Annotated in this window: 18 protein-coding genes; 7 read left to right on the top strand and 11 right to left on the bottom strand. The window is 38.6% G+C overall.

Going from position 1 to position 18634, the window contains the following annotated elements:
- Nucleotides 1–110: 110 nt before the first annotated feature.
- Nucleotides 111–1289 (top strand): GlmU family protein, encoded by a 1179-nt coding sequence (locus BUA96_RS09675; RefSeq protein ID WP_072982600.1) that lies wholly within the window; start codon nucleotides 111–113, stop codon nucleotides 1287–1289.
- On the opposite strand, the gene BUA96_RS09670 is transcribed toward BUA96_RS09675, so the two are convergent.
- From BUA96_RS09670 to BUA96_RS09645, 6 genes are all read right to left on the bottom strand, one after another.
- Nucleotides 1286–2869 carry a DHA2 family efflux MFS transporter permease subunit gene (locus tag BUA96_RS09670; protein ID WP_072982598.1) on the bottom strand — a complete coding sequence of 528 codons (1584 nt, stop codon included), beginning with the start codon at nucleotides 2867–2869 and terminating at the stop codon, nucleotides 1286–1288. The two genes, BUA96_RS09675 and BUA96_RS09670, sit on opposite strands and share 4 nt — an antisense overlap.
- 6 nt (nucleotides 2870–2875) lie before the next feature.
- On the bottom strand, nucleotides 2876–3958 hold the full coding sequence (locus BUA96_RS09665) for an HlyD family secretion protein (protein WP_072982596.1): 1083 nt from the start codon (nucleotides 3956–3958) through the stop codon (nucleotides 2876–2878).
- A gap of 13 nt (nucleotides 3959–3971) precedes the next feature.
- The gene (locus tag BUA96_RS09660) at nucleotides 3972–5297 is read right to left on the bottom strand and encodes a TolC family protein (protein ID WP_072982595.1); all 1326 of its coding nucleotides are present in this window, start codon (nucleotides 5295–5297) and stop codon (nucleotides 3972–3974) included.
- Complete coding sequence (locus BUA96_RS09655; RefSeq protein ID WP_072982594.1) at nucleotides 5287–5910, bottom strand: TetR family transcriptional regulator; 624 nt, start codon at nucleotides 5908–5910, stop codon at nucleotides 5287–5289. The genes BUA96_RS09660 and BUA96_RS09655 overlap by 11 nt, the downstream gene beginning before the upstream one ends.
- A gap of 138 nt (nucleotides 5911–6048) precedes the next feature.
- The gene (locus tag BUA96_RS09650) at nucleotides 6049–6342 is read right to left on the bottom strand and encodes a hypothetical protein (RefSeq protein ID WP_072982592.1); all 294 of its coding nucleotides are present in this window, start codon (nucleotides 6340–6342) and stop codon (nucleotides 6049–6051) included.
- An 87-nt stretch (nucleotides 6343–6429) separates the two neighbouring features.
- On the bottom strand, nucleotides 6430–8085 hold the full coding sequence (locus tag BUA96_RS09645; protein ID WP_233430630.1) for an ABC transporter substrate-binding protein: 1656 nt from the start codon (nucleotides 8083–8085) through the stop codon (nucleotides 6430–6432).
- 196 nt (nucleotides 8086–8281) lie between these two features.
- Here BUA96_RS09645 and mtaB point away from each other — a divergent pair, with 196 nt between their 5' ends.
- The gene (gene mtaB / locus BUA96_RS09640) at nucleotides 8282–9625 is read left to right on the top strand and encodes a tRNA (N(6)-L-threonylcarbamoyladenosine(37)-C(2))-methylthiotransferase MtaB (protein ID WP_072982590.1); all 1344 of its coding nucleotides are present in this window, start codon (nucleotides 8282–8284) and stop codon (nucleotides 9623–9625) included.
- Between the two features lie 51 nt (nucleotides 9626–9676).
- Here mtaB and BUA96_RS09635 read toward each other — a convergent pair whose 3' ends face one another.
- Nucleotides 9677–9976: an N-acetyltransferase gene (locus tag BUA96_RS09635; RefSeq protein ID WP_084673114.1), complete on the bottom strand. Its 300-nt coding sequence runs from the start codon at nucleotides 9974–9976 to the stop codon at nucleotides 9677–9679.
- Between the two features lie 152 nt (nucleotides 9977–10128).
- Between BUA96_RS09635 and BUA96_RS09630 the strand changes: the two genes are divergently transcribed.
- Together BUA96_RS09630 and BUA96_RS09625 are read left to right on the top strand one after the other, a co-directional pair.
- Nucleotides 10129–10779 carry an alpha/beta fold hydrolase gene (locus tag BUA96_RS09630; RefSeq protein ID WP_072982588.1) on the top strand — a complete coding sequence of 217 codons (651 nt, stop codon included), beginning with the start codon at nucleotides 10129–10131 and terminating at the stop codon, nucleotides 10777–10779.
- A gap of 38 nt (nucleotides 10780–10817) precedes the next feature.
- Nucleotides 10818–11771 carry a lytic transglycosylase domain-containing protein gene (locus BUA96_RS09625; protein ID WP_072982587.1) on the top strand — a complete coding sequence of 318 codons (954 nt, stop codon included), beginning with the start codon at nucleotides 10818–10820 and terminating at the stop codon, nucleotides 11769–11771.
- 209 nt (nucleotides 11772–11980) lie between these two features.
- Here BUA96_RS09625 and BUA96_RS09620 read toward each other — a convergent pair whose 3' ends face one another.
- Both BUA96_RS09620 and BUA96_RS09615 read right to left on the bottom strand, forming a co-directional pair.
- Nucleotides 11981–12685, bottom strand: a complete 705-nt coding sequence (locus BUA96_RS09620; protein WP_072982585.1) for a TlpA family protein disulfide reductase — start codon at nucleotides 12683–12685, stop codon at nucleotides 11981–11983.
- Between the two features lie 231 nt (nucleotides 12686–12916).
- Nucleotides 12917–13474 (bottom strand): hypothetical protein, encoded by a 558-nt coding sequence (locus tag BUA96_RS09615; protein ID WP_072982584.1) that lies wholly within the window; start codon nucleotides 13472–13474, stop codon nucleotides 12917–12919.
- Nucleotides 13475–13689: 215 nt separating this feature from the next.
- On the opposite strand from BUA96_RS09615, the gene rpmH reads away from it, so the two are divergent.
- From rpmH to BUA96_RS09600, 3 genes are all read left to right on the top strand, one after another.
- On the top strand, nucleotides 13690–13848 hold the full coding sequence (rpmH, locus tag BUA96_RS09610) for a 50S ribosomal protein L34 (RefSeq protein WP_072982582.1): 159 nt from the start codon (nucleotides 13690–13692) through the stop codon (nucleotides 13846–13848).
- A 110-nt stretch (nucleotides 13849–13958) separates the two neighbouring features.
- Entirely contained in the window at nucleotides 13959–16811 is a 2853-nt protein-coding gene (carB, locus tag BUA96_RS09605; RefSeq protein WP_072982581.1) for a carbamoyl-phosphate synthase large subunit, read from the top strand.
- Between the two features lie 125 nt (nucleotides 16812–16936).
- Nucleotides 16937–17530: a T9SS type A sorting domain-containing protein gene (locus BUA96_RS09600; RefSeq protein ID WP_072982579.1), complete on the top strand. Its 594-nt coding sequence runs from the start codon at nucleotides 16937–16939 to the stop codon at nucleotides 17528–17530.
- 160 nt (nucleotides 17531–17690) lie between these two features.
- Here the strand turns inward: BUA96_RS09600 and BUA96_RS09595 are convergent, their stop codons facing one another.
- Both BUA96_RS09595 and BUA96_RS09590 read right to left on the bottom strand, forming a co-directional pair.
- Nucleotides 17691–18185: an acyl-CoA thioesterase gene (locus BUA96_RS09595; protein WP_072982881.1), complete on the bottom strand. Its 495-nt coding sequence runs from the start codon at nucleotides 18183–18185 to the stop codon at nucleotides 17691–17693.
- 72 nt (nucleotides 18186–18257) lie between these two features.
- Entirely contained in the window at nucleotides 18258–18626 is a 369-nt protein-coding gene (locus BUA96_RS09590) for a 6-phosphogluconate dehydrogenase (protein ID WP_072982577.1), read from the bottom strand.
- Nucleotides 18627–18634 lie beyond the last annotated feature (8 nt).

The raw sequence follows: 18634 nt of genomic DNA, 5'->3' as shown, positions 1-18634 counted from the left end.
AAGGTTATCAATTCCCAAGTGTATCATTTTAACCTTGCGCTATTAGATGGAGCAATAGCTTTTCTCTAAAGATAAATGTTTATTTTCGCTTACCCAGAAACACTACACTTATGAACTATATTCTCTTTGACGGTCCTGCGCGTAAAAAGCTCTTACCCTTTACCTATACTAGACCTGTCGCAGATCTCAGAATCGGAATTTTAACCATACGGGAGAAGTGGGAAAAACACCTGGGAAGTACAACTTCTACAATTACTGAAGAGTATTTGTCTGAAAAATTCCCTATGGTGGAGTTTGAAGAGAATGTAATGATCAATGCATCGTATATTCCTACGGAAGTTCTGGTAGAACAAGTACTGGATCTACAGGAAAATCAAGCCCTTTTTGATGGGGATGATATCGTTGCTTTTTACACTAAAGACACCCAGGAAGAAATAGATTTTGATACCTATGAGCAATTAGAAGTTACGGTTGAAGGTATTTTTAAGATTGAAAATAACTGGGATATTTTTAGTAAAAATCACGAAGCCATTCAGCTGGATTATGATTTGATCACCGAAGGAAGAATTTCTGCTGAAATACCTAAAGGAGTACAAACGCTTCACGCAGAAAATATCTTTATTGAAGAAGGTGCCAAAATCAATTTTTGCACGCTTAATGCTTCGGACGGGCCCATTTACATCGGCAAAGATGCTGAAATTATGGAGGGAGCACTCATTCGCGGGCCGTTTGCACTTTGCGAACACGCTGCCGTAAAGATGGGTGCGAAAATCTATACAGGAACTACTATTGGTCCGTATTGCAAAGTTGGAGGAGAGGTTACCAATTCGGTTTTGATGGCGTATTCAAATAAAGGCCATGATGGTTATCTGGGAAATTCTGTGTTAGGAGAATGGTGCAACATTGGTGCAGATTCTAACAACAGTAACCTTAAAAATAATTACGAAGAAGTGCGTCTTTGGGATTACGAGACCGAAGGTTTTGCAAAAACCGGATTGCAATTTTGTGGTTTAATGATGGGAGATCACAGCAAGTGCGGTATTAATACCATGTTCAATACAGGAACTGTTATAGGTGTAAGTGTCAATATCTTTGGAACAGGTTTTCCACGTAATTTTGTTCCTAGTTTCAGTTGGGGTGGGGCCAGTGGTTTTACCACTTATAAAACCAATAAAGCTTTTGAAACCGCTAAACTAGTGATGGAACGCCGCAACATACCTTTTGATGAGCAGGAAGCGGCGATCTTAGAACATATCTTTGAGGAGTCTGCTAAATACAGAAGGTATTAATGCGCTCCTGATGCCGGTTTGCCCGAACCATTCTTCATCATTAAAACGAAGGGAACACAGACTAAAAACAGAATTCCCAAGTATAGAAATACATCCATATACGTGAGTACCGTGCCTTGAAGGCTAATGCTTCCTTCTAATACTTGGTATGCACGGTCTAAGGCTTCATTAAAACTAAAACCTTTCCCTATAAACATTTGCTGCAAACCGTTTACACGCTGTTGCGTTTGCGGATCAATACTGCTTAAGTTAGGAATCAGATCAACCCGATGCTGCTGATTTAAGCGTGAAATCATCGTTGTGATAATCGCAATACCGAACGAACCTCCTAATTGGCGCATCATTCCGGTAAAGGCTGCTCCTTCACCAATCTCAGCTCCTTTTAATGTAGAAAGTGCTAAGGTGGTAATAGGGACAAATAACAGTCCTAGACCCATTCCGCGAAGCACTAAAGGCCAAAACATAGCCTCTGATGAGGTATCTGGAGTAAGCAGGTTATGCATCCATAGGCTATATAAGAAAAACCCAATAAAACCCAGTGCTACTAGATACTTTGCGGGTATTCCGCGTTCTAGGAGCTTCCCTATTATGGGCATCATTAAACCTGTGGTTATCGAACTCGGGATTAGTAATAAGCCGGCATCGGTTGCTGTCCACCCTAAAATGGACTGGGTGTAAATCGGGATCACGAAGGTAGAGCCGTAAAGACCGAATCCTAGAATAAAGGTCATTATAGTTCCCGTCCATAAATTGGTATTGCGCAGCACTCTTAGGTTTACAATAGGAAATTCATAAACCAGTTCGCGCCAAATAAATGCCACAAGACCAAATAAAGAAACCACACTTAAAATTACGATCATATGATCTTCAAACCAGTCGTCTTGTTGACCGTGTTCAAGTACAAATTGTAACGAACCAATAAAGGAAGCAAGAAATACAATACCCCACCAATCTACTTGATTGGCGCTGAGTTTTTCACCATATTTTGGACTTCTAACAAAGAGAATTGTCAAAAAGGTCGCAATGATCCCAATCGGAATATTGATATAGAAAATATAAGGCCACGAGAAATTATCAACTAGATAGCCACCTAAAGGTGGTCCTAGGGTAGGACCAACGATCACACCCATTCCGTAAATGGCTTGCGCCATACCTCGTTTAGCGACCGGGTAACTTTCGGTTATAATAGTTTGTGCAGTAACCAGCAACGCACCACCACCTAGACCTTGAACAAACCTAAAAGCAACGAGCTCCCAAATGTTTGTAGCATTTCCGCAGAGAAAGGAAGAACACGTAAAAATGACAATGGAAACCGCAAAATAATTCCGCCGACCAAACTGTTTTGATAACCAACTGGTCATAGGTATGATGATCACGTTAGCAATGGCATACGCGGTGATTACCCACGCGACATCAGTCAAGGTGGCGCCAAGGCTTCCACGCATATCATTTAATGCTACGTTTACGATAGTGGTATCTACAATCTCTAAAAGTGCGCAAAGAATTGCGGTGATCGTGATGATCACGCGTCTAAAGCCATACTCAACGAGACTGTCTTCTGCTTCTATAGCCTCAGCCATATTATTCTAGTTTAGATGTACGTCTATTTCTGCATTCATTCCTGCGCGTAACAAAGCCAAGCGTTCCTTACTGTTAGCATCAGTAAAATTGATTTTCACAGGTAGGCGTTGTACGGTTTTTACAAAGTTTCCGGTTGCATTATCGGGTGGAAGTAAAGAGAATCGGGCGCCGGTAGCAGGAGAGAAGTTAGCAATGACTCCTTCAAATTCTTCATCTGGATAAGCATCGATAGCAATGCCTACTTTTTGACCGACTTTCATATCGTTTAATTGCGTTTCTTTAAAGTTGGCAACAATCCATTTATCCTGAGTATTTACAAGATAAAAGAGCGATTGACCGGGTTGAACAAATTGCCCTTCTTGAATCTCTATCGAAGAAAGTTGGCCGTCTATAGGAGCGATCACCACCGTGTAATCCAGATTGAGTTGTGCGGCATCAACCTGTGCTTGAGCGCTTTTAATATTAGCTTCGGCAACAGCGACTTGTTTCTCGGTCACTTCGTTTTGAGAGGTCGCCGCACGGCTTTGACTTTGCATTGCTTTTTGTTGATTCTCTAAAACCGAAAGACGCGCTTCAGCTTCTTGCTTAGCCGCTAAAGCTTGCTCATACTGCTGAGTTGTGATGCTCTTATTGTCGTAGAGATTTTTATATCTGGTATAATCATCTGAAGCTCTTCTCAACTGAATTTTGGCCGACTCAATATTGCCGTAAGTTGAAGAAACCTGTGCATAGGACGCGCTGGCATTTGCCTTAGAGGAACCAATAGAAGACTGCGCAACAGCAAGCTGACTTTCGGCGGCGGCTAAACTTGCTTTGGCTTGCTCTAATTGAACTAAGTAATCGCGCTGATCTATAGTGAACAACGTGTCTCCCGCTTTTACAATAGCATTATCTTCAACAAAAATTTGGTCAACATAACCGCCTACGTGCGGTATAATGGCACTCATATTTGCTTCTACCTGCGCATCATCAGTTTCTTCGTGCGAGAGCGAGTGAATGAACTTAATCGTTCCGTAGGTTGCGCCAATGAGCACTAAAACGGCTGTGATAATGATGAATTTTTTATTGGTTTTTTTCTTCTGTTCCATGATTGTAGAAGGGTTAATTTTGAGAAAATTGCTTGGTAAGTACGCCTTCGGCACTTAAAAGTTGATAATAGGTTTGGGTAATGTCTGCCTTAGCGTACGTCAGATTAATGTTGGCTTGCAGTTGCTGCACATCGGCTTCCAAGAGGTCATTAGTATCAGAAAGTCCGTTATCGTATTTGTCTTTTACGATGCGGTAGTTTTCTTCAGCTTGCTCCTTAGAAACTTCATAAACTTCAAAGGTGTTTAAAGCAAGATTATATTCAGCAAAAGCGTTTTGCGCATTTACTTTAGCTTGGGCAGTAGCTTCGTCAATTTGGTAACGTAACTGCTGAGCCTGACTTTCGGCTAATTTAACGTTAGCCTTAGATTTAAAAAGGGATGCGAGGTTATAAGAAACACCTACCCCTACATTCATCGCATTGGTTACGGTGAGTGCATTATTGAGATCCAACGCGATGTAACCACCCACTAAAGCTAGAGACGGATAATAATCAGCCTTAGCTACTTTAATCTGATCTTGAAGTGCTTCTTCTTGAAAATCTAAAGCTTTAAGATCATTTCTATTTTCGGTGGAAGGAAGTCCGTTTGCAACCGGTGTTACTGCATTTACCTCAGTGCTGATCTGTGTTTCTTCGGGTAATTTTAGAAGGGCATTCAGCCTGTAATTCAAAATTTTGGCGTTCTTTTTTGCTTCCGCCAGAGAGAGCTCAACATTTGCTTGTTGCAGCTGCGCTTTTAATAAATCATTACGTGCCAATAAACCATTTGCTTCCATATTGCTGAAATCGGTCACCCGTTGATTGGCGCTTTTGAGATTATCTTCAAACAGTCCAATAGTCGCATTCGCCTTATACAGATTTAGATAGGTTTGTATCGCACGCAACGCCAGTTCTTCTTGATCATTGGCCGCGTTATAAATTGCAGCCTGTAATTTATTTTCACTTGCAGAAATGCTGTTCTTAAGCTTAAAGCCCGAAAAAAGTGGCATACTTACATTTGCAGAACCTAACCACAGTCCGTTGACATCAGGAGAAGCTGTTGCCTGCTCTTCACTGTTTCCGGCACTTGTAGCACTCACGGGAATCTGCAATTTCACATCTGCATTGGTCAGATATCTGTATTGTCCTGAAATATCAACGTCAGGATACTGATTATTTTTTGAGACCTTAAGCGCTTGTTGTGCCTGAGTCACTTGTGCGGCATTAATTTTTGATGCATCACTTGTGGTTAAAGCCATCTGTACAACATCATCAAGCGAAAGATTTTGGATCTTTTGCGCTTGACTTACAAACAGGCTAAAGAATAAGGGGATAGCTGTGATTATAAATCTAGTCTTCATAGGTAATTAAAGCATTAAGCATTTTTTGAATATGCTTAGTAAGGGTGGTTTCAATGAATAATTCTTTGCTTTCTGGCGTGTTTAAACCGTAGCTTTCTTCGTAAAACCTCTGGTTGTAATGAAAGTGAAAATAAGTGCCAAGAATAGACGGGATCAATAAGGGGATTTCAATATGTTTTTTAAACACATGGGCTTTTTGACCTGCCTCGATAAACTTGGTCACCGAATCAAGGTTTTTCTTTTTCTGAGATAAATAATGTTCAAAGGTGAGGCTACGAGCATTGTTGGTGAGCTCGTTATGCACAATTTTATAAATGCGGTTATTTTTATGAATGCGCTTCACATACAACGCCACAATTTCATTTAAACGATCGTGGTAGGAGCGGTCATCCTGAGCGATAATTTCATCAAGATTCACTTTAAATCCAGACATACGATGTACCACCATATGCTCCAGAAGTTTTTCTTTAGAGCCAAAATAGTAGGAGATCATCGCGATGTTAATCCCGGCTTCTTTTGCGATGAGCCGCACCGAAGTACCGTCAAACCCATATTCAGCAAATAGCTTTTCAGCTACTTGAACAATTTCTTTTTGTTTGTCATTGAGTTCCATGAACGAGTAAAAATTGAGCGCACAAAATTAAACGTTTGTTTAATTTAAACAAACGTTTAATTCCATTCTTAAATTTTTTTAACCTAAAACGATTGAGAAAAACGAGCTGTCGCAGCCGCTAATTGTGAAGAATTGGGATTAAACTAGTGGAGTGCCTGAATCTAGAAATAGCCATAGAATAAGCGCTGCTAGCAGAACCAGACTAATGATCGTTAACACAGCAACTTTCTTATTATGAGCGCTTGCCTTTTGTTGAATTTGCTTTTTGACTTCGTATAAATCCTTATCATTTAATTTTTTGAAAACCAATTTAGAGGAAGCGTTCTGGGAAGTCGTATTCGTTCGATGCTTGCTGTCAAAACGCGAGGTTCTTTCACGCTTGTTATTGTTAAGCGTAGCCAACATTGCCGCAACCGAACCTCCAAATCCCATAATCAACAGTTTAAAAGTAGATCCTATAAAAGTGTGTAGTACCTAAGTGTATTATTGGTTGAGATTTATAGCTTTTTGTTACACCATTTATTGCATTTTAGCGGATTTTCTAACCCTTTTCAATACCAGAAAATCTTGCGGATTGGCTTTAAGTCCGGTGACATTTTTATGGACAAATTTGATTACCTGATCATAATACAAGGTTACAAATGGCGCGTTTTCTAAAATAATAGAATCCATTTTTTCATATAAGACTTTTCGTTTTTCAATATCTGAAAATTTAAAGCTTGCCTCATACAAACTATCGAAAGTTTGATTTTTAAAATGGGTATAATTGGGGCCGTTTGGCGTGAAATTTTTACTGTAATACAGCGAAAGGTAATTTTCAGCATCCGGGTAATCTGCAATCCAGCTGGCTCTAAATGCGTCAAGTTTTCCGGTAGATTTTAATTGCCGAAGGGTAGAAGGAGGCATCACATCTATAATAATATTGAGACCAAGTTTGCCTAATTCGCGCTGAATATATTCGCAAATGTCTAAATATTGACTGTTTGTGCCAATGGTAATGCTAGGCGTTCCGTTGCCGGTTTCTTTAATATATTGATTGATTAAATCTCGGGCTTTTGCCGGATCATACTCAAACCCTGAAGTGCCGTAGCCGGGCAAACCTTTTGGTATAAAGCCGGCGTTTGCCGGAGTACCTATGCCATTTCTGAGGTATTTGATCATTTTTACACGATCAAAACCATAGTTAACAGCTTGGCGCAACAATTTAGATCTGACTTCTTCAGATTTGCTGTCTAAAAAGAAACCTAAGTATTCCGTATTTAAAAAAGGGCCGGTTATGGTTTTTACGCGGTCTTTATAATTGTCTTTGAGCTTTCCGGTGGCGGTGAGCAATTCGTCTTTATAAGAAGGGTCAAGACTGTTCAACATATCGAGATTTCCTTGTGCAAACTGAAGAAACTCACTTTGTTTATCAGGAAGAAAAGTGATCGCGACGGCTTCTAAATACGGAAGTTGATTTCCATCGGCATCGTGTTCAAAGTAGAGTTCGTTTTTCCGAAGCACTAATTTCACGCCTTCTTCCCAACGCTTAAACTTAAAAGGGCCGGTACCCACAGGATTTCTACGAAATTCATTGCCGTAAAACGCTACGATTTCCTTGGGAACCACAGAACAGTAGCGCATAGTCAAAAGGCCTAAAAATGCAGGAAATTCTTTTTGTAAGGTGATGCTAAAGGTGGTATCGTTTACCGCACGATACTGCTCAACATTGTTCAGTACCCAACTTCCTGGTGAGGCTACCGTAGCATTCTTTAAGCGGTTAAAACTGTAAACAAAGTCGCCGGCAACCACGCTGCGGGTACTGTCTTTAGTTTTAAACTGTTCGTGTTTATGGAAATAAACATCATCCCGCAGGATAAATGTGTAGGTTTTGGCATCCTCGCTTACCATCCAAGATTTAGCAATGTCTGCAACAATATTTAATGAATCATCCTGTTGCACTAGACCATTAAATAATTGATTTGTAGGCCATATTATTGGTGGATTTCTGGCGAAAGCCGGATCAAGTGTGGCAACATTATAATGCTCATTGTATCTAAAAACGTTTAGGTCATTCTCGGCTTCTGCTTTTGAATTACATGAAACTAGACATAAAAACAATGTTCCGATAATAAAAGAGTGCGTGTGAGCTAAAGATTTTAAAAAAGAATTAAGCTTCATAAAGGTTAAAGTCATAAACGAGCATTTGGCCAAAGGCTCAGAGCTTTTCAATTTTAAGGCGAGCCTTGAAGGTTATGAATTCCTTCGATGCTGCCAATAAATCTATAAACTTGAGCAAGAGCAAAATTGTAGTTAACTTTGCACTTTTAAATAAACAGGGTACTAGGCGTTTTAAGCAAAACAAAAGTAACCAATTGTGAAGAAGATTGTAATGAACGAAGCAGGGAAAAAAGTAGCGTTTTACACGTTAGGATGTAAACTTAATTTTTCAGAGACGGCGACTATTTCACGCAGCTTTAAAAATGAAGGTTTTGATCGTGTCGATTTTAGTGAGTCGGCTGATATATACGTGATCAATACGTGTAGTGTTACCGAAAATGCAGACAAACGTTTTAAAACAATTGTTAAGCAAGCGCAAAAGGTAAATCCTGATGCTTTTGTAGCGGCAGTAGGTTGTTATGCACAATTAAAACCAGAAGAACTTGCTGATGTTGATGGCGTTGACTTGGTACTTGGAGCCACCGAAAAATTTAAGATCACAGACTACCTCAATGACTTATCTAAAAACGATATGGGTGAGGTACATAGCTGTGAGATCGAAGACGCAGATTTTTATGTAGGTTCTTACTCTATTGGCGATCGTACTCGAGCTTTTTTAAAGGTTCAGGATGGTTGTGACTATAAATGTACGTATTGTACAATTCCGCTTGCACGTGGTATTTCGCGAAGTGATACGCTCGAGAATGTCTTAAATAACGCACGTGAGATTTCGGCTAAAGGGATCAGAGAAATTGTATTAACCGGGGTAAACATCGGAGATTACGGAAAGGGTGAATTTGGAAACAAAAAACACGAGCATACGTTTTTAGACCTGGTTAAAGCATTAGATCAGGTTGAAGGTATCGAGCGACTACGTATTTCAAGTATTGAACCCAATTTGCTGAAAAATGAAACCATTGAGGTGGTAGCAAATTCAAGAGCTTTTGTTCCACATTTTCATATTCCACTGCAAAGTGGAAATAATGAGATGCTAGGTAAAATGCGCCGTCGCTATCAACGCGAACTCTATGTAGATCGTGTGGCCCAGATTAAAAAGTTAATGCCTGATGCGTGTATAGGAGTGGATGTTATTGTTGGTTTTCCTGGAGAGACAGATGAACACTTCTTAGATACTTATAACTTCTTAAATGCTTTAGATATTTCTTACCTCCACGTCTTTACGTATTCTGAAAGAGACAATACCTTAGCAGCAGAGATGGACGGAGTTGTTCCTTTAAAAGTAAGAAAAAAGCGCAGTAAAATGTTGAGAGGGCTTTCAGCTAAAAAGAGACGTGCATTTTATGAATCTCAAATAGGTACGCAGCGAACTGTATTATTTGAGGGCGAAAACAAAAAAGGATACATACACGGTTTTACCGAAAATTATGTGAAAGTAAAAGCTCCTTGGGATCCAGCACTTGTAAATACAACTCATAGTATTGAGCTAAAGGAAATAGATGATGATGGCATGGTGCGATTTGAATATTGTACCGAAACTACTGAAGTTCTAGCATAAAGAAAGCCTGTCTAAATAGACAGGCTTTTTACTTTAATGTAGAAGTGACGTTTAGATATTTATACCTACCGGCAATAAATTTTTGTACTTTCTACGGTTAGACCTCATGAATTTTGCAATTTCAGGACTGGTAGGAACTAGCCTAATATTGCGATCTTCGACTTCTTTAAATACAGCAACGATAAAATCATTCATTCGATCTTCAGTGCCCTCAGGCATATGAATCTTGGTTAGAAAAATCTTCCGATCCTGAAGCGAATATTCAATTTTTGCCAACTTCTCATCAAAGGTGGTTTCAAATTGTCTTAAAAACTCGTTATCTGTTAATTCAATCGCTGTCATTACATCCATATAAATTGTTTTATGAAAAATAGTTTACAATGCTCGATAAGGTTGTAGTTGGGGTGAAATAGGGAGCTTTTGTAATAGGCATATCAGTAAATATACAAAAAATAAGCCAAAATTTTTAGCAGTAGTCTGTTAAACCCTTAATTTTGAATGCTATGATACACGTGTATTTAATGCCGGGAATGGCGGCTAATCCTAGTATTTTTGAGCATATAAAACTGCCCGAAAAAAACTATACGCTTCACGCACTTTCTTGGAAGATCCCACAACCTTCAGAAACCTTAGAAGATTACGCTAAGCGAATGCTTGAAGAGGTTAAAGAGGCTAATCCTGTTTTGTTAGGTGTAAGTTTTGGTGGCGTGCTGGTACAGGAAATGGCAAAATTTATTACGTATCGTAAACTTATTATCGTGAGCAGTGTAAAATCTAAGTTAGAACTGCCTAAACGTATGCGCTTCTGTCGTGCTCTGGGACTTTATCGCATTGCGCCTGTGAGTCTGGCGCGCAATGTAGACACGCTTGCTAACTATGCGATAGGAGATCGGTTAAAACACAAAGTAGAGCTTTATCAAAAATACCTTTCAATCACAGATCCTGTTTACCTTACTTGGGCGCTAGAGCAAATGCTGTGTTGGGATCAAGTAAAATGCAAAGAAGATCTTGTTCATATTCACGGTACCAGTGATCCTGTTTTTCCGTATAGATATATAAATAATTGCATCCCTATTCCGGGAGGAACACACGCGATGATAATTACTAAGTGTAAGTGGTTTAACAAAAACTTGCCTAAGATTATCGAGAATTAATTGCTAATTTGCGATCGAACTTCAATACAAAATTTGCTATGATCAATATAAAAAATATACTCGCCGGTGTTGGGCTTGTTGCCACTACTGCAGTGTGTGTACAAGCTGTACAGCAAGATAACACAACAACAAATACAGATCCTGAAATAAAGAAAACAGATAAACTGGTAAATGATTATAACGTGTATGCTATTCCGTTGCCAGATCAGTTAGAGTTTGCAGGTGAGGCAGTACCTCTTGATAACCCAGATATACGAGAGCGCTTAGATCGTGAACTTTTGGTCAATACTTACTGGCAGTCCAATGGGTTGTTGCTGATTAAAAGAGCCGCAAAATATTTCCCGATTATCGAGCCTATTTTAGAAGAAGAAGGTTTGCCTGATGATTTTAAATATTTAGCTGTTATTGAAAGTGGTTTGACACAAGCAGTTTCTCCTGCACGTGCCACCGGATTTTGGCAAATTTTAAGCAGTACCGGAAAAGAACTTGGTCTTGAAGTAAATGATAATGTAGATGAGCGGTATAATGTGGAATTGTCAACGCGCGCTGCTTGTAAATATTTAAAGAAGTCTAAAGCTAGTTTAGGAAGTTGGACGCTTGCAGCAGCGGGTTACAATGCGGGTAATGCCGGAATGAGCAGAAGATTAAACCAGCAGGATGTTAATGGGTATTACGACTTACTATTAGGCGAAGAGACCGGAAGATATGTGTTTCGAATTTTGGCGTTAAAACAGATTTTATCAGATCCAGAGCGCTATGGGTTCAATTATACCCAGGAGGATTTGTACAAAGATGTTCCGTCATATAAGGTGAAAGTAGATACTGTAGTGACCGATTTTGTAAAGTTTGCACAACAGTTTGGGATCAACTATAAAATTTTAAAGCTTCACAATCCTTGGTTGCGTGAGGATCATCTAAATAACGCTTCGCGAAAAGAATATCATATAGAAATCCCTAAGGAAGGTTATTATAATGCTAATATTGGTCAGTAGAAAACCGAAGCGCAGGTGTAATAAAAAAGCGGGAACTTTTTTAAGTTCCCGCTTTTTTATTGGCGCCGCCAAAGGATTTAATATTTCGTTTTGATAGCTGTCAGGGTGCCGCAAAATTATTTTTTTGCAACTAATGCCTCACTTGGTTATTTGGTAGTTTGCTAGTGCCATTAAAGTTTATGACAAACAGCGCATTACTTTAATCTAGCTTAGAAGGTTGCTAAAGATTCTGGTAGCTCATTAATGTTGATGTTGTGATCAATATTAATAGCTGCGATCTGTCGACTTAAAAAGGTGATATTCTGATTGAATAATTGACTCTCCGAAAGATTCATTTTGTTTGGAGGTCTGCGATTAATATCGAGAATTTCGCCATCTGCACCCATCACAAAACTTAGAGAAAGCCCTAAAGCGTGCTTGAGTAAGTTTACGGTTTGCATATGCTTATTTTTGGTTTCATCCACATATACGATGTGTATGTTCTTATCAAAGCTTTTTGCCAGTTTTCGCACAGTATCTTTAGAATCCCAGAAGAGCACAACAAAATCAACAAGATCACTATAGCGTTCAACCATCTTATTTAAAACCGGAATCTCACCCTCACTAGGAATGCACCAAGAAGCATAAGTAAGTAGAATCGTAGGTTTGTCAAACTCTTCGGTTGAAGCGATACCGCTATTAAAACGTTCAAATTCTAAAGCGTCAATGTAGGACCCTTGTAGATGATCTTTGACCAAAGAATCAAATAAAGATTTTGCATAGTCAAATTCGCCCGACGCTAGAGCAGCATCAACTCTAGAATTATACGTGTTGATCGTTGAATTTAAAGCTTCTGAAAAAAGTATTTTCTCATTTTCCTGAGCGTTTAAATTCCATAGCGATATAAAGAGAAGTATAAGTAAAGTTCTTGGCATATAGTTAGTTTGGTATTTTAACAAAATTAGCTTTTGAAAATACCCTGTAAAAAACTTCTCGTTCAAACGGTGTAAATACTAGATGAAAGTCTAAGAGTTTGGTTTGCAACGTCTTTTGGAATTAAAAAAGCTCCTTGATCAGGAGCTTTTTTATGCTTGTGTGTTGATATTAAAATGTATCAACCTATATCATAATGTATCTATAATTAAGTGTAGCAGTTTTTAAAATAATTAGCGACGGCCACCGCGCCCATATTGTTGGCGTGGCATATTTGCAGCCTGCTTCATTTGCTTTTTCATCATTTTAATCTGCTCGTCAAGCATATTGTGCTTGTCTAACTTTTTAGCTTCTGCTAGCAGTTTATCTGCTTCACGTCTTCTGTTTTTGGTCATTGCGATCCCAGCAAGATTTATTTTTGCCATTGCCAGATCAGCATCCATACTTAAGCCTAGTTGTACTGCCTTTTTGAAGTATTTTTCAGACTGAATCATATTAGTCTGCGAAAGCATTAAACCATTTAGATAGTTATAATAGCCATTTTGTTTACGTACCAACGCTGCTTCAGGGTTCTTGATCTTGTCAAGCCACTTTTGAGCACCGGCAAAATCCTGCTTTCTCAGGCGTAAAAATGCCAGAATTAAAATTTCATTTTTGAAGTAAAGCAATACAAAAATAGCCGAAAGTAGAATGAGCATTATGCCATTACCTATTGAACGATCTATGATTTGCCATACTGCTAAACCGAAAACGAGAACGGCAAGTACTAATTTTATATTTTTGTTGAACATATTGTAGATTCTAAAAACGGAATAATACTCCGATAAACAGGGTGAAAATTGATGTTTTAATTGAGCGTGCAAATGTAATAAAAACAATCTAAAATATTTTATACTTTCTGTTTGTTGAATTAGAAAGTGTTTGTATATTTGCGCCCAGCTTTTGAGAAGGCTATTCTCAAAATTTAAACAGAGAAAAGTAAAAGGAAGATTAAAGAAGATATAAAATGAAAAGAACGTTTCAACCTTCAAAAAGAAAAAGAAGAAATAAGCACGGTTTCCGCGAGCGTATGGCTAGCGCAAATGGTCGTAAAGTCCTTGCTCGTAGAAGAGCTAAGGGAAGAAAGAAAATATCTGTATCTTCTGAACTAAGACATAAAAAATAATTGGTGATTTACCATTGTTAAAATATTAAGGTGTTACTTTTATTAGTAACACCTTTTTTTATAAATACCCCAACCGTATTTTTACATAATACTTCTAATCTGAGACTATAATGCCAAAAAACGAAAACCTTAAATCTATTTTAATTATTGGTTCTGGACCTATTGTAATAGGCCAGGCGTGTGAATTTGATTATTCGGGCTCTCAAGCTTTGCGCTCCTTGCGTGAAGACGGGATCGAAACGATTCTTATAAACTCTAACCCTGCAACGATAATGACTGATCCTGTTATGGCGGATCACGTTTACTTATTGCCGCTGACTACAAAATCTCTGGTTAAGATCTTAAAAGAACACCCTCAAATTGACGCAGTACTTCCTACAATGGGAGGTCAAACCGCTTTGAACCTTTGTATTGAAGCTGATGAAAAAGGAATTTGGGAAGATTTTGGAGTTAAAATTATAGGTGTAGATATTGATGCGATCAACATTACTGAAGATCGTGAGAAATTTCGTGAGTTGATGCTTAAAATAGGTGTTGGTATGGCGCCTCAGGCTACAGCAACATCATTTCTTAAAGGAAAAGAGATCGCGCAAGAATTTGGTTTTCCGTTAGTAATTAGAGCATCATACACTTTGGGTGGGGCAGGAGCTTCAATCGTGTACAAGCCTGAAGATTTTGACAGGCAACTTAGTCACGGTCTGGAGATCTCGCCTATACACGAAGTGATGATCGATAAAGCATTAATGGGTTGGAAAGAGTATGAGTTAGAGCTTTTACGTGATAAAAATGATAATGTAGTTATCATTTGTACCATTGAAAATATGGACCCAATGGGAATTCACACCGGTGACTCAATTACCGTGGCTCCGGCTATGACACTAAGTGATAGTACCTTCCAAAGAATGCGTGATATGGCAATCCATATGATGCGATCTATTGGAGATTTTGCAGGTGGATGTAATGTGCAGTTTGCGGTAAGCCCTGATGAGAAAGAAGACATTATCGCGATTGAGATCAATCCACGGGTATCACGTTCTTCTGCGTTGGCGTCTAAAGCAACCGGTTATCCTATTGCAAAAATCGCTTCTAAACTGGCTATTGGCTATACTTTAGATGAGTTAGATAATCAAATTACCAAATCTACTTCGGCTTTATTTGAGCCAACCTTAGATTATGTAATCGTTAAAATCCCACGATGGAATTTTGACAAGTTTGAAGGTAGCGACCGCACTTTAGGTCTTCAGATGAAGTCTGTGGGAGAAGTAATGGGTATTGGTCGTTCTTTTCAGGAAGCGCTTCACAAGGCAACACAATCTCTTGAAATTAAACGTAACGGTCTTGGAGCAGATGGTAAAGGTTATACCAACTACGATAAGATTATTGAAAAGCTTACTAATGCAAGTTGGGATCGTGTATTTACCATTTATGACGCGATACAAATGGGTATCCCTCTAAGCCGTATCCACGAGATTACCAAAATTGATATGTGGTTCTTGAAGCAATTTGAAGAACTAGATGCGCTTGAAAAAGAGATTTCAAAATATAAAATAGATACGCTTACTAGAGATCTATTACTTGAGGCAAAACAAAAAGGTTTTGCAGATCGTCAAATCGCACATATGCTAGATTGTCTAGAGAGCGATGTTTATAATAAGAGAGACGAACTCAAGATCAATAGAGTTTATAAGTTGGTAGACACTTGTGCGGCAGAATTTGTGGCGCAAACGCCTTATTTCTACTCAACTTTTGAAAGTGATATGGAGCTTGCTTCAGGAGAGCGTTTCTCTCAGAATGAAAGCAAAGTTACAGATAAGAAGAAGGTAGTCGTTTTAGGTTCTGGGCCTAACCGAATAGGTCAAGGGATCGAATTTGATTACTGCTGTGTTCACGGGGTTTTAGCTGCCGCTGAATGTGGTTACGAGACCATTATGATCAACTGTAATCCGGAAACTGTTTCAACTGATTTTGATACTGCAGATAAGCTTTACTTTGAGCCGGTATTCTGGGAGCATATTTATGACATTATTCGTCACGAAAAGCCTGAAGGTGTAATCGTTCAGTTGGGTGGGCAGACTGCTCTTAAACTCGCTGAAAAGTTAGATCGCTACGGAATTAAGATCATCGGAACGAGCTACCAAGCTTTAGACTTGGCTGAAGATAGAGGAAGCTTCTCTAGATTGCTAAAAGAGAATAACATTCCTTATCCAGAGTTTGATACTGCTGAGACTGCTGAAGAAGCACTTGCTGTTGCTGATAGATTAGACTTCCCAATTTTGGTGCGCCCTTCGTACGTATTGGGTGGACAAGGTATGAAGATCGTGATCAATAAGGACGAACTAGAAGAAACGGTTGTTGATCTTTTACGTAAAATACCTAATAACAAACTCTTACTTGACCATTATCTTGATGGAGCAATTGAGGCTGAAGCAGATGCGATCTGCGATGGTGAAAATGTGTATATCATAGGAATTATGGAGCATATTGAACCTTGTGGAATTCACTCTGGGGATTCAAATGCTACGTTGCCTCCTTTTAACCTTGGAGACTTAGTGATTCAGCAGATCAAAGATCACACGCATAAGATCGCTTTAGCGCTTAATACCGTAGGGCTTATAAATATTCAGTTTGCAATAAAAGATGATAAAGTATATATCATTGAAGCTAACCCAAGAGCATCTCGTACTGTTCCGTTTATTGCAAAAGCATATGGCGAACCTTATGTAAATTATGCGACCAAAGTAATGCTAGGCGAGAAAAAGGTTACTGACTTTGATTTCAAACCAAAATTAAACGGATACGCGATCAAGCAGCCTGTTTTCTCTTTCAATAAATTCCCTAATGTGAATAAAGCTTTAGGTCCAGAAATGAAGAGTACCGGTGAAAGTATCTTGTTTATAGATAGTTTGAAGGACGATGAGTTCTATGATCTATATGCTAGAAGAAAAATGTATTTAAGTAAATAATTTTTGCAACATTAAACTGCGTTGAACGTCTTTAAGTAAAGAATAGTATAATTATCACATATTTTTAGCATTTTAATGTGAGAGTTGTTATATTTTTACAATGACCTCAAACACAGTGATATGGCATGAAATTTACTTGGTTTTACATTTTTATATTCATAATTGGGACCACAATTTGTGCTCAGGAAACTCACGTAATTCAGTGGGCTTCTGGCTCTCAAGCGTTGCAATCTACACTAGAGGTTGAAGTAGGAGATAAAGTAAAATGGGTTTTTGATGAGCCTATTCCTCAAAATTTATTGAACACATCTCTTAAGGCTTCTTCAGATTTTGGAACGCGTGAATTGTTGGGCAAAGGTTCGGTTTATGAATATATTTTTTCAGATAAAGGAATTTACACGTTTCAGAGTGGAATAAATAAGGAGTTGAAAGGAACCATTCGCGTTACTGATAATGCTTCGATCTTAAGTCAGACAAAAGATGGCTTTAAAATTTATCCAAATCCTGTAAAGGATAGGATCTATTTTAAAAATCCTGACTTGTCAAATTCAGTCGAAATTACATTTTACGATGTGCTTGGCAAAATGGTAAAGCGAGACGCTATAAACTCAGGAATGATTCAAGGTGGAATGGATGTAAGCCGACTTAAACGCGGCGTTTACCTGGTTCAAATAGATAACGGAGAACGCTCATTTACACAGAAACTGATAAAAGATTAAGAATTTATATTTAGATGAAAAAAAGGAGCCTTAATGGCTCCTTTTTTTATTGGTGCTCCGAAGGGTTTAATACGCTGTCTAGATAGCGATAGGTATGCCTTTTATTAGAAAAATTGTTTCCAATTAACGTTTCACGGGCTTGCTCTAAGGTATTTTGCTTTTAATATTCTAGCTGCACTTTATGTGAATTACGCAGAATTTCTAAATCTTCGATACGCAACTCGGTTTTTTTAGAAGTTTCATTGCGATGATTTTTTTTCATTTCCTGCCTGTTCAGGCTTTTAAGAAAGCGTCTTACTTGTTTTTCTGTTTTTAAAATTAGGCCGGGAACAGGTACACTTTTTCCGGAGTCATCTTTGGCGACCATTGTAAAATAACTCGAATTGCAATGTTTAATGGTTCCGCTGTGAATATCTTCGGCTTCTACACGTATGCCAACCACCATAGAGGTGCGTCCCACAAAATTCACTGATGCCTTCATCACAACGAGTTCGCCAACTTCAATAGGTCTTAAAAAATCAACGGTATCTACTGACGCAGTCACACAATAATTACCAGAATGCTTAGAGGCGCACGCAAACGCAATTTGATCCATTAACGATAAAATATAGCCTCCGTGTATCTTTCCGCTGAAATTAGTATGCGAAGGCAACATGAGTTCGCTAATCGTAACCTGCGACGCTTCAATAGTTTTAAATTGATCCAATGCGATGAGTTTTATGAATTTTTAGTTTCGGTTAAAATGTGGCGAATTTTCTTTGGTTACGTCGGTAACAAAGTACTTGGTATCTCCCCAAAAAATGAAGGTCGCATAACGCTCTACATAAGTAAGCTTCACATAATTCCCTTGATAATCTTTCAGTTTCTGAATCACTTCTTCTTCACCATCCATCACTGAAAAATCAAAGATCTGTGCACCGCTAATCCCTTGACTGATCTGGCCTTCCCAAGTTTTTGAAAGTACACCCTTTCTACTGAATTTTATGAGTTCGCCTGCACGCGTACCTTCACTATAGGGTACAAAATAAATAAAGGAATAATAGAGAATTGCGAGTAGCACAATTCCACCTAAAACAAAACCAAGTAATTTTTTCATAATCTTTT

It is taken from the genome of Leeuwenhoekiella palythoae (assembly GCF_900130045.1).
GTDB lineage: Bacteria > Bacteroidota > Bacteroidia > Flavobacteriales > Flavobacteriaceae > Leeuwenhoekiella > Leeuwenhoekiella palythoae.
This window is presented reverse-complemented; position numbering and strand designations above follow the sequence as displayed.

Bases quoted from the DNA above. Each gene is read 5' to 3' on its own strand.
- BUA96_RS09600 (WP_072982579.1), top strand. From the start codon at position 16,937: ATGAAATTTACTTGGTTTTACATTTTTATATTCATAATTGGGACCACA.
- BUA96_RS09630 (WP_072982588.1), top strand. From the start codon at position 10,129: ATGATACACGTGTATTTAATGCCGGGAATGGCGGCTAATCCTAGTATT.
- BUA96_RS09620 (WP_072982585.1), bottom strand. From the start codon at position 12,685: ATGCCAAGAACTTTACTTATACTTCTCTTTATATCGCTATGGAATTTA.
- carB (WP_072982581.1), top strand. From the start codon at position 13,959: ATGCCAAAAAACGAAAACCTTAAATCTATTTTAATTATTGGTTCTGGA.
- rpmH (WP_072982582.1), top strand. From the start codon at position 13,690: ATGAAAAGAACGTTTCAACCTTCAAAAAGAAAAAGAAGAAATAAGCAC.
- BUA96_RS09595 (WP_072982881.1), bottom strand. From the start codon at position 18,185: ATGTTGCCTTCGCATACTAATTTCAGCGGAAAGATACACGGAGGCTAT.
- BUA96_RS09670 (WP_072982598.1), bottom strand. From the start codon at position 2,869: ATGGCTGAGGCTATAGAAGCAGAAGACAGTCTCGTTGAGTATGGCTTT.
- BUA96_RS09660 (WP_072982595.1), bottom strand. From the start codon at position 5,297: ATGAAGACTAGATTTATAATCACAGCTATCCCCTTATTCTTTAGCCTG.
- BUA96_RS09675 (WP_072982600.1), top strand. From the start codon at position 111: ATGAACTATATTCTCTTTGACGGTCCTGCGCGTAAAAAGCTCTTACCC.
- BUA96_RS09590 (WP_072982577.1), bottom strand. From the start codon at position 18,626: ATGAAAAAATTACTTGGTTTTGTTTTAGGTGGAATTGTGCTACTCGCA.
- BUA96_RS09645 (WP_233430630.1), bottom strand. From the start codon at position 8,085: ATGACTTTAACCTTTATGAAGCTTAATTCTTTTTTAAAATCTTTAGCT.
- BUA96_RS09650 (WP_072982592.1), bottom strand. From the start codon at position 6,342: ATGGGATTTGGAGGTTCGGTTGCGGCAATGTTGGCTACGCTTAACAAT.
- BUA96_RS09615 (WP_072982584.1), bottom strand. From the start codon at position 13,474: ATGTTCAACAAAAATATAAAATTAGTACTTGCCGTTCTCGTTTTCGGT.
- BUA96_RS09625 (WP_072982587.1), top strand. From the start codon at position 10,818: ATGATCAATATAAAAAATATACTCGCCGGTGTTGGGCTTGTTGCCACT.
- BUA96_RS09635 (WP_084673114.1), bottom strand. From the start codon at position 9,976: ATGGATGTAATGACAGCGATTGAATTAACAGATAACGAGTTTTTAAGA.
- mtaB (WP_072982590.1), top strand. From the start codon at position 8,282: ATGAACGAAGCAGGGAAAAAAGTAGCGTTTTACACGTTAGGATGTAAA.
- BUA96_RS09655 (WP_072982594.1), bottom strand. From the start codon at position 5,910: ATGGAACTCAATGACAAACAAAAAGAAATTGTTCAAGTAGCTGAAAAG.
- BUA96_RS09665 (WP_072982596.1), bottom strand. From the start codon at position 3,958: ATGGAACAGAAGAAAAAAACCAATAAAAAATTCATCATTATCACAGCC.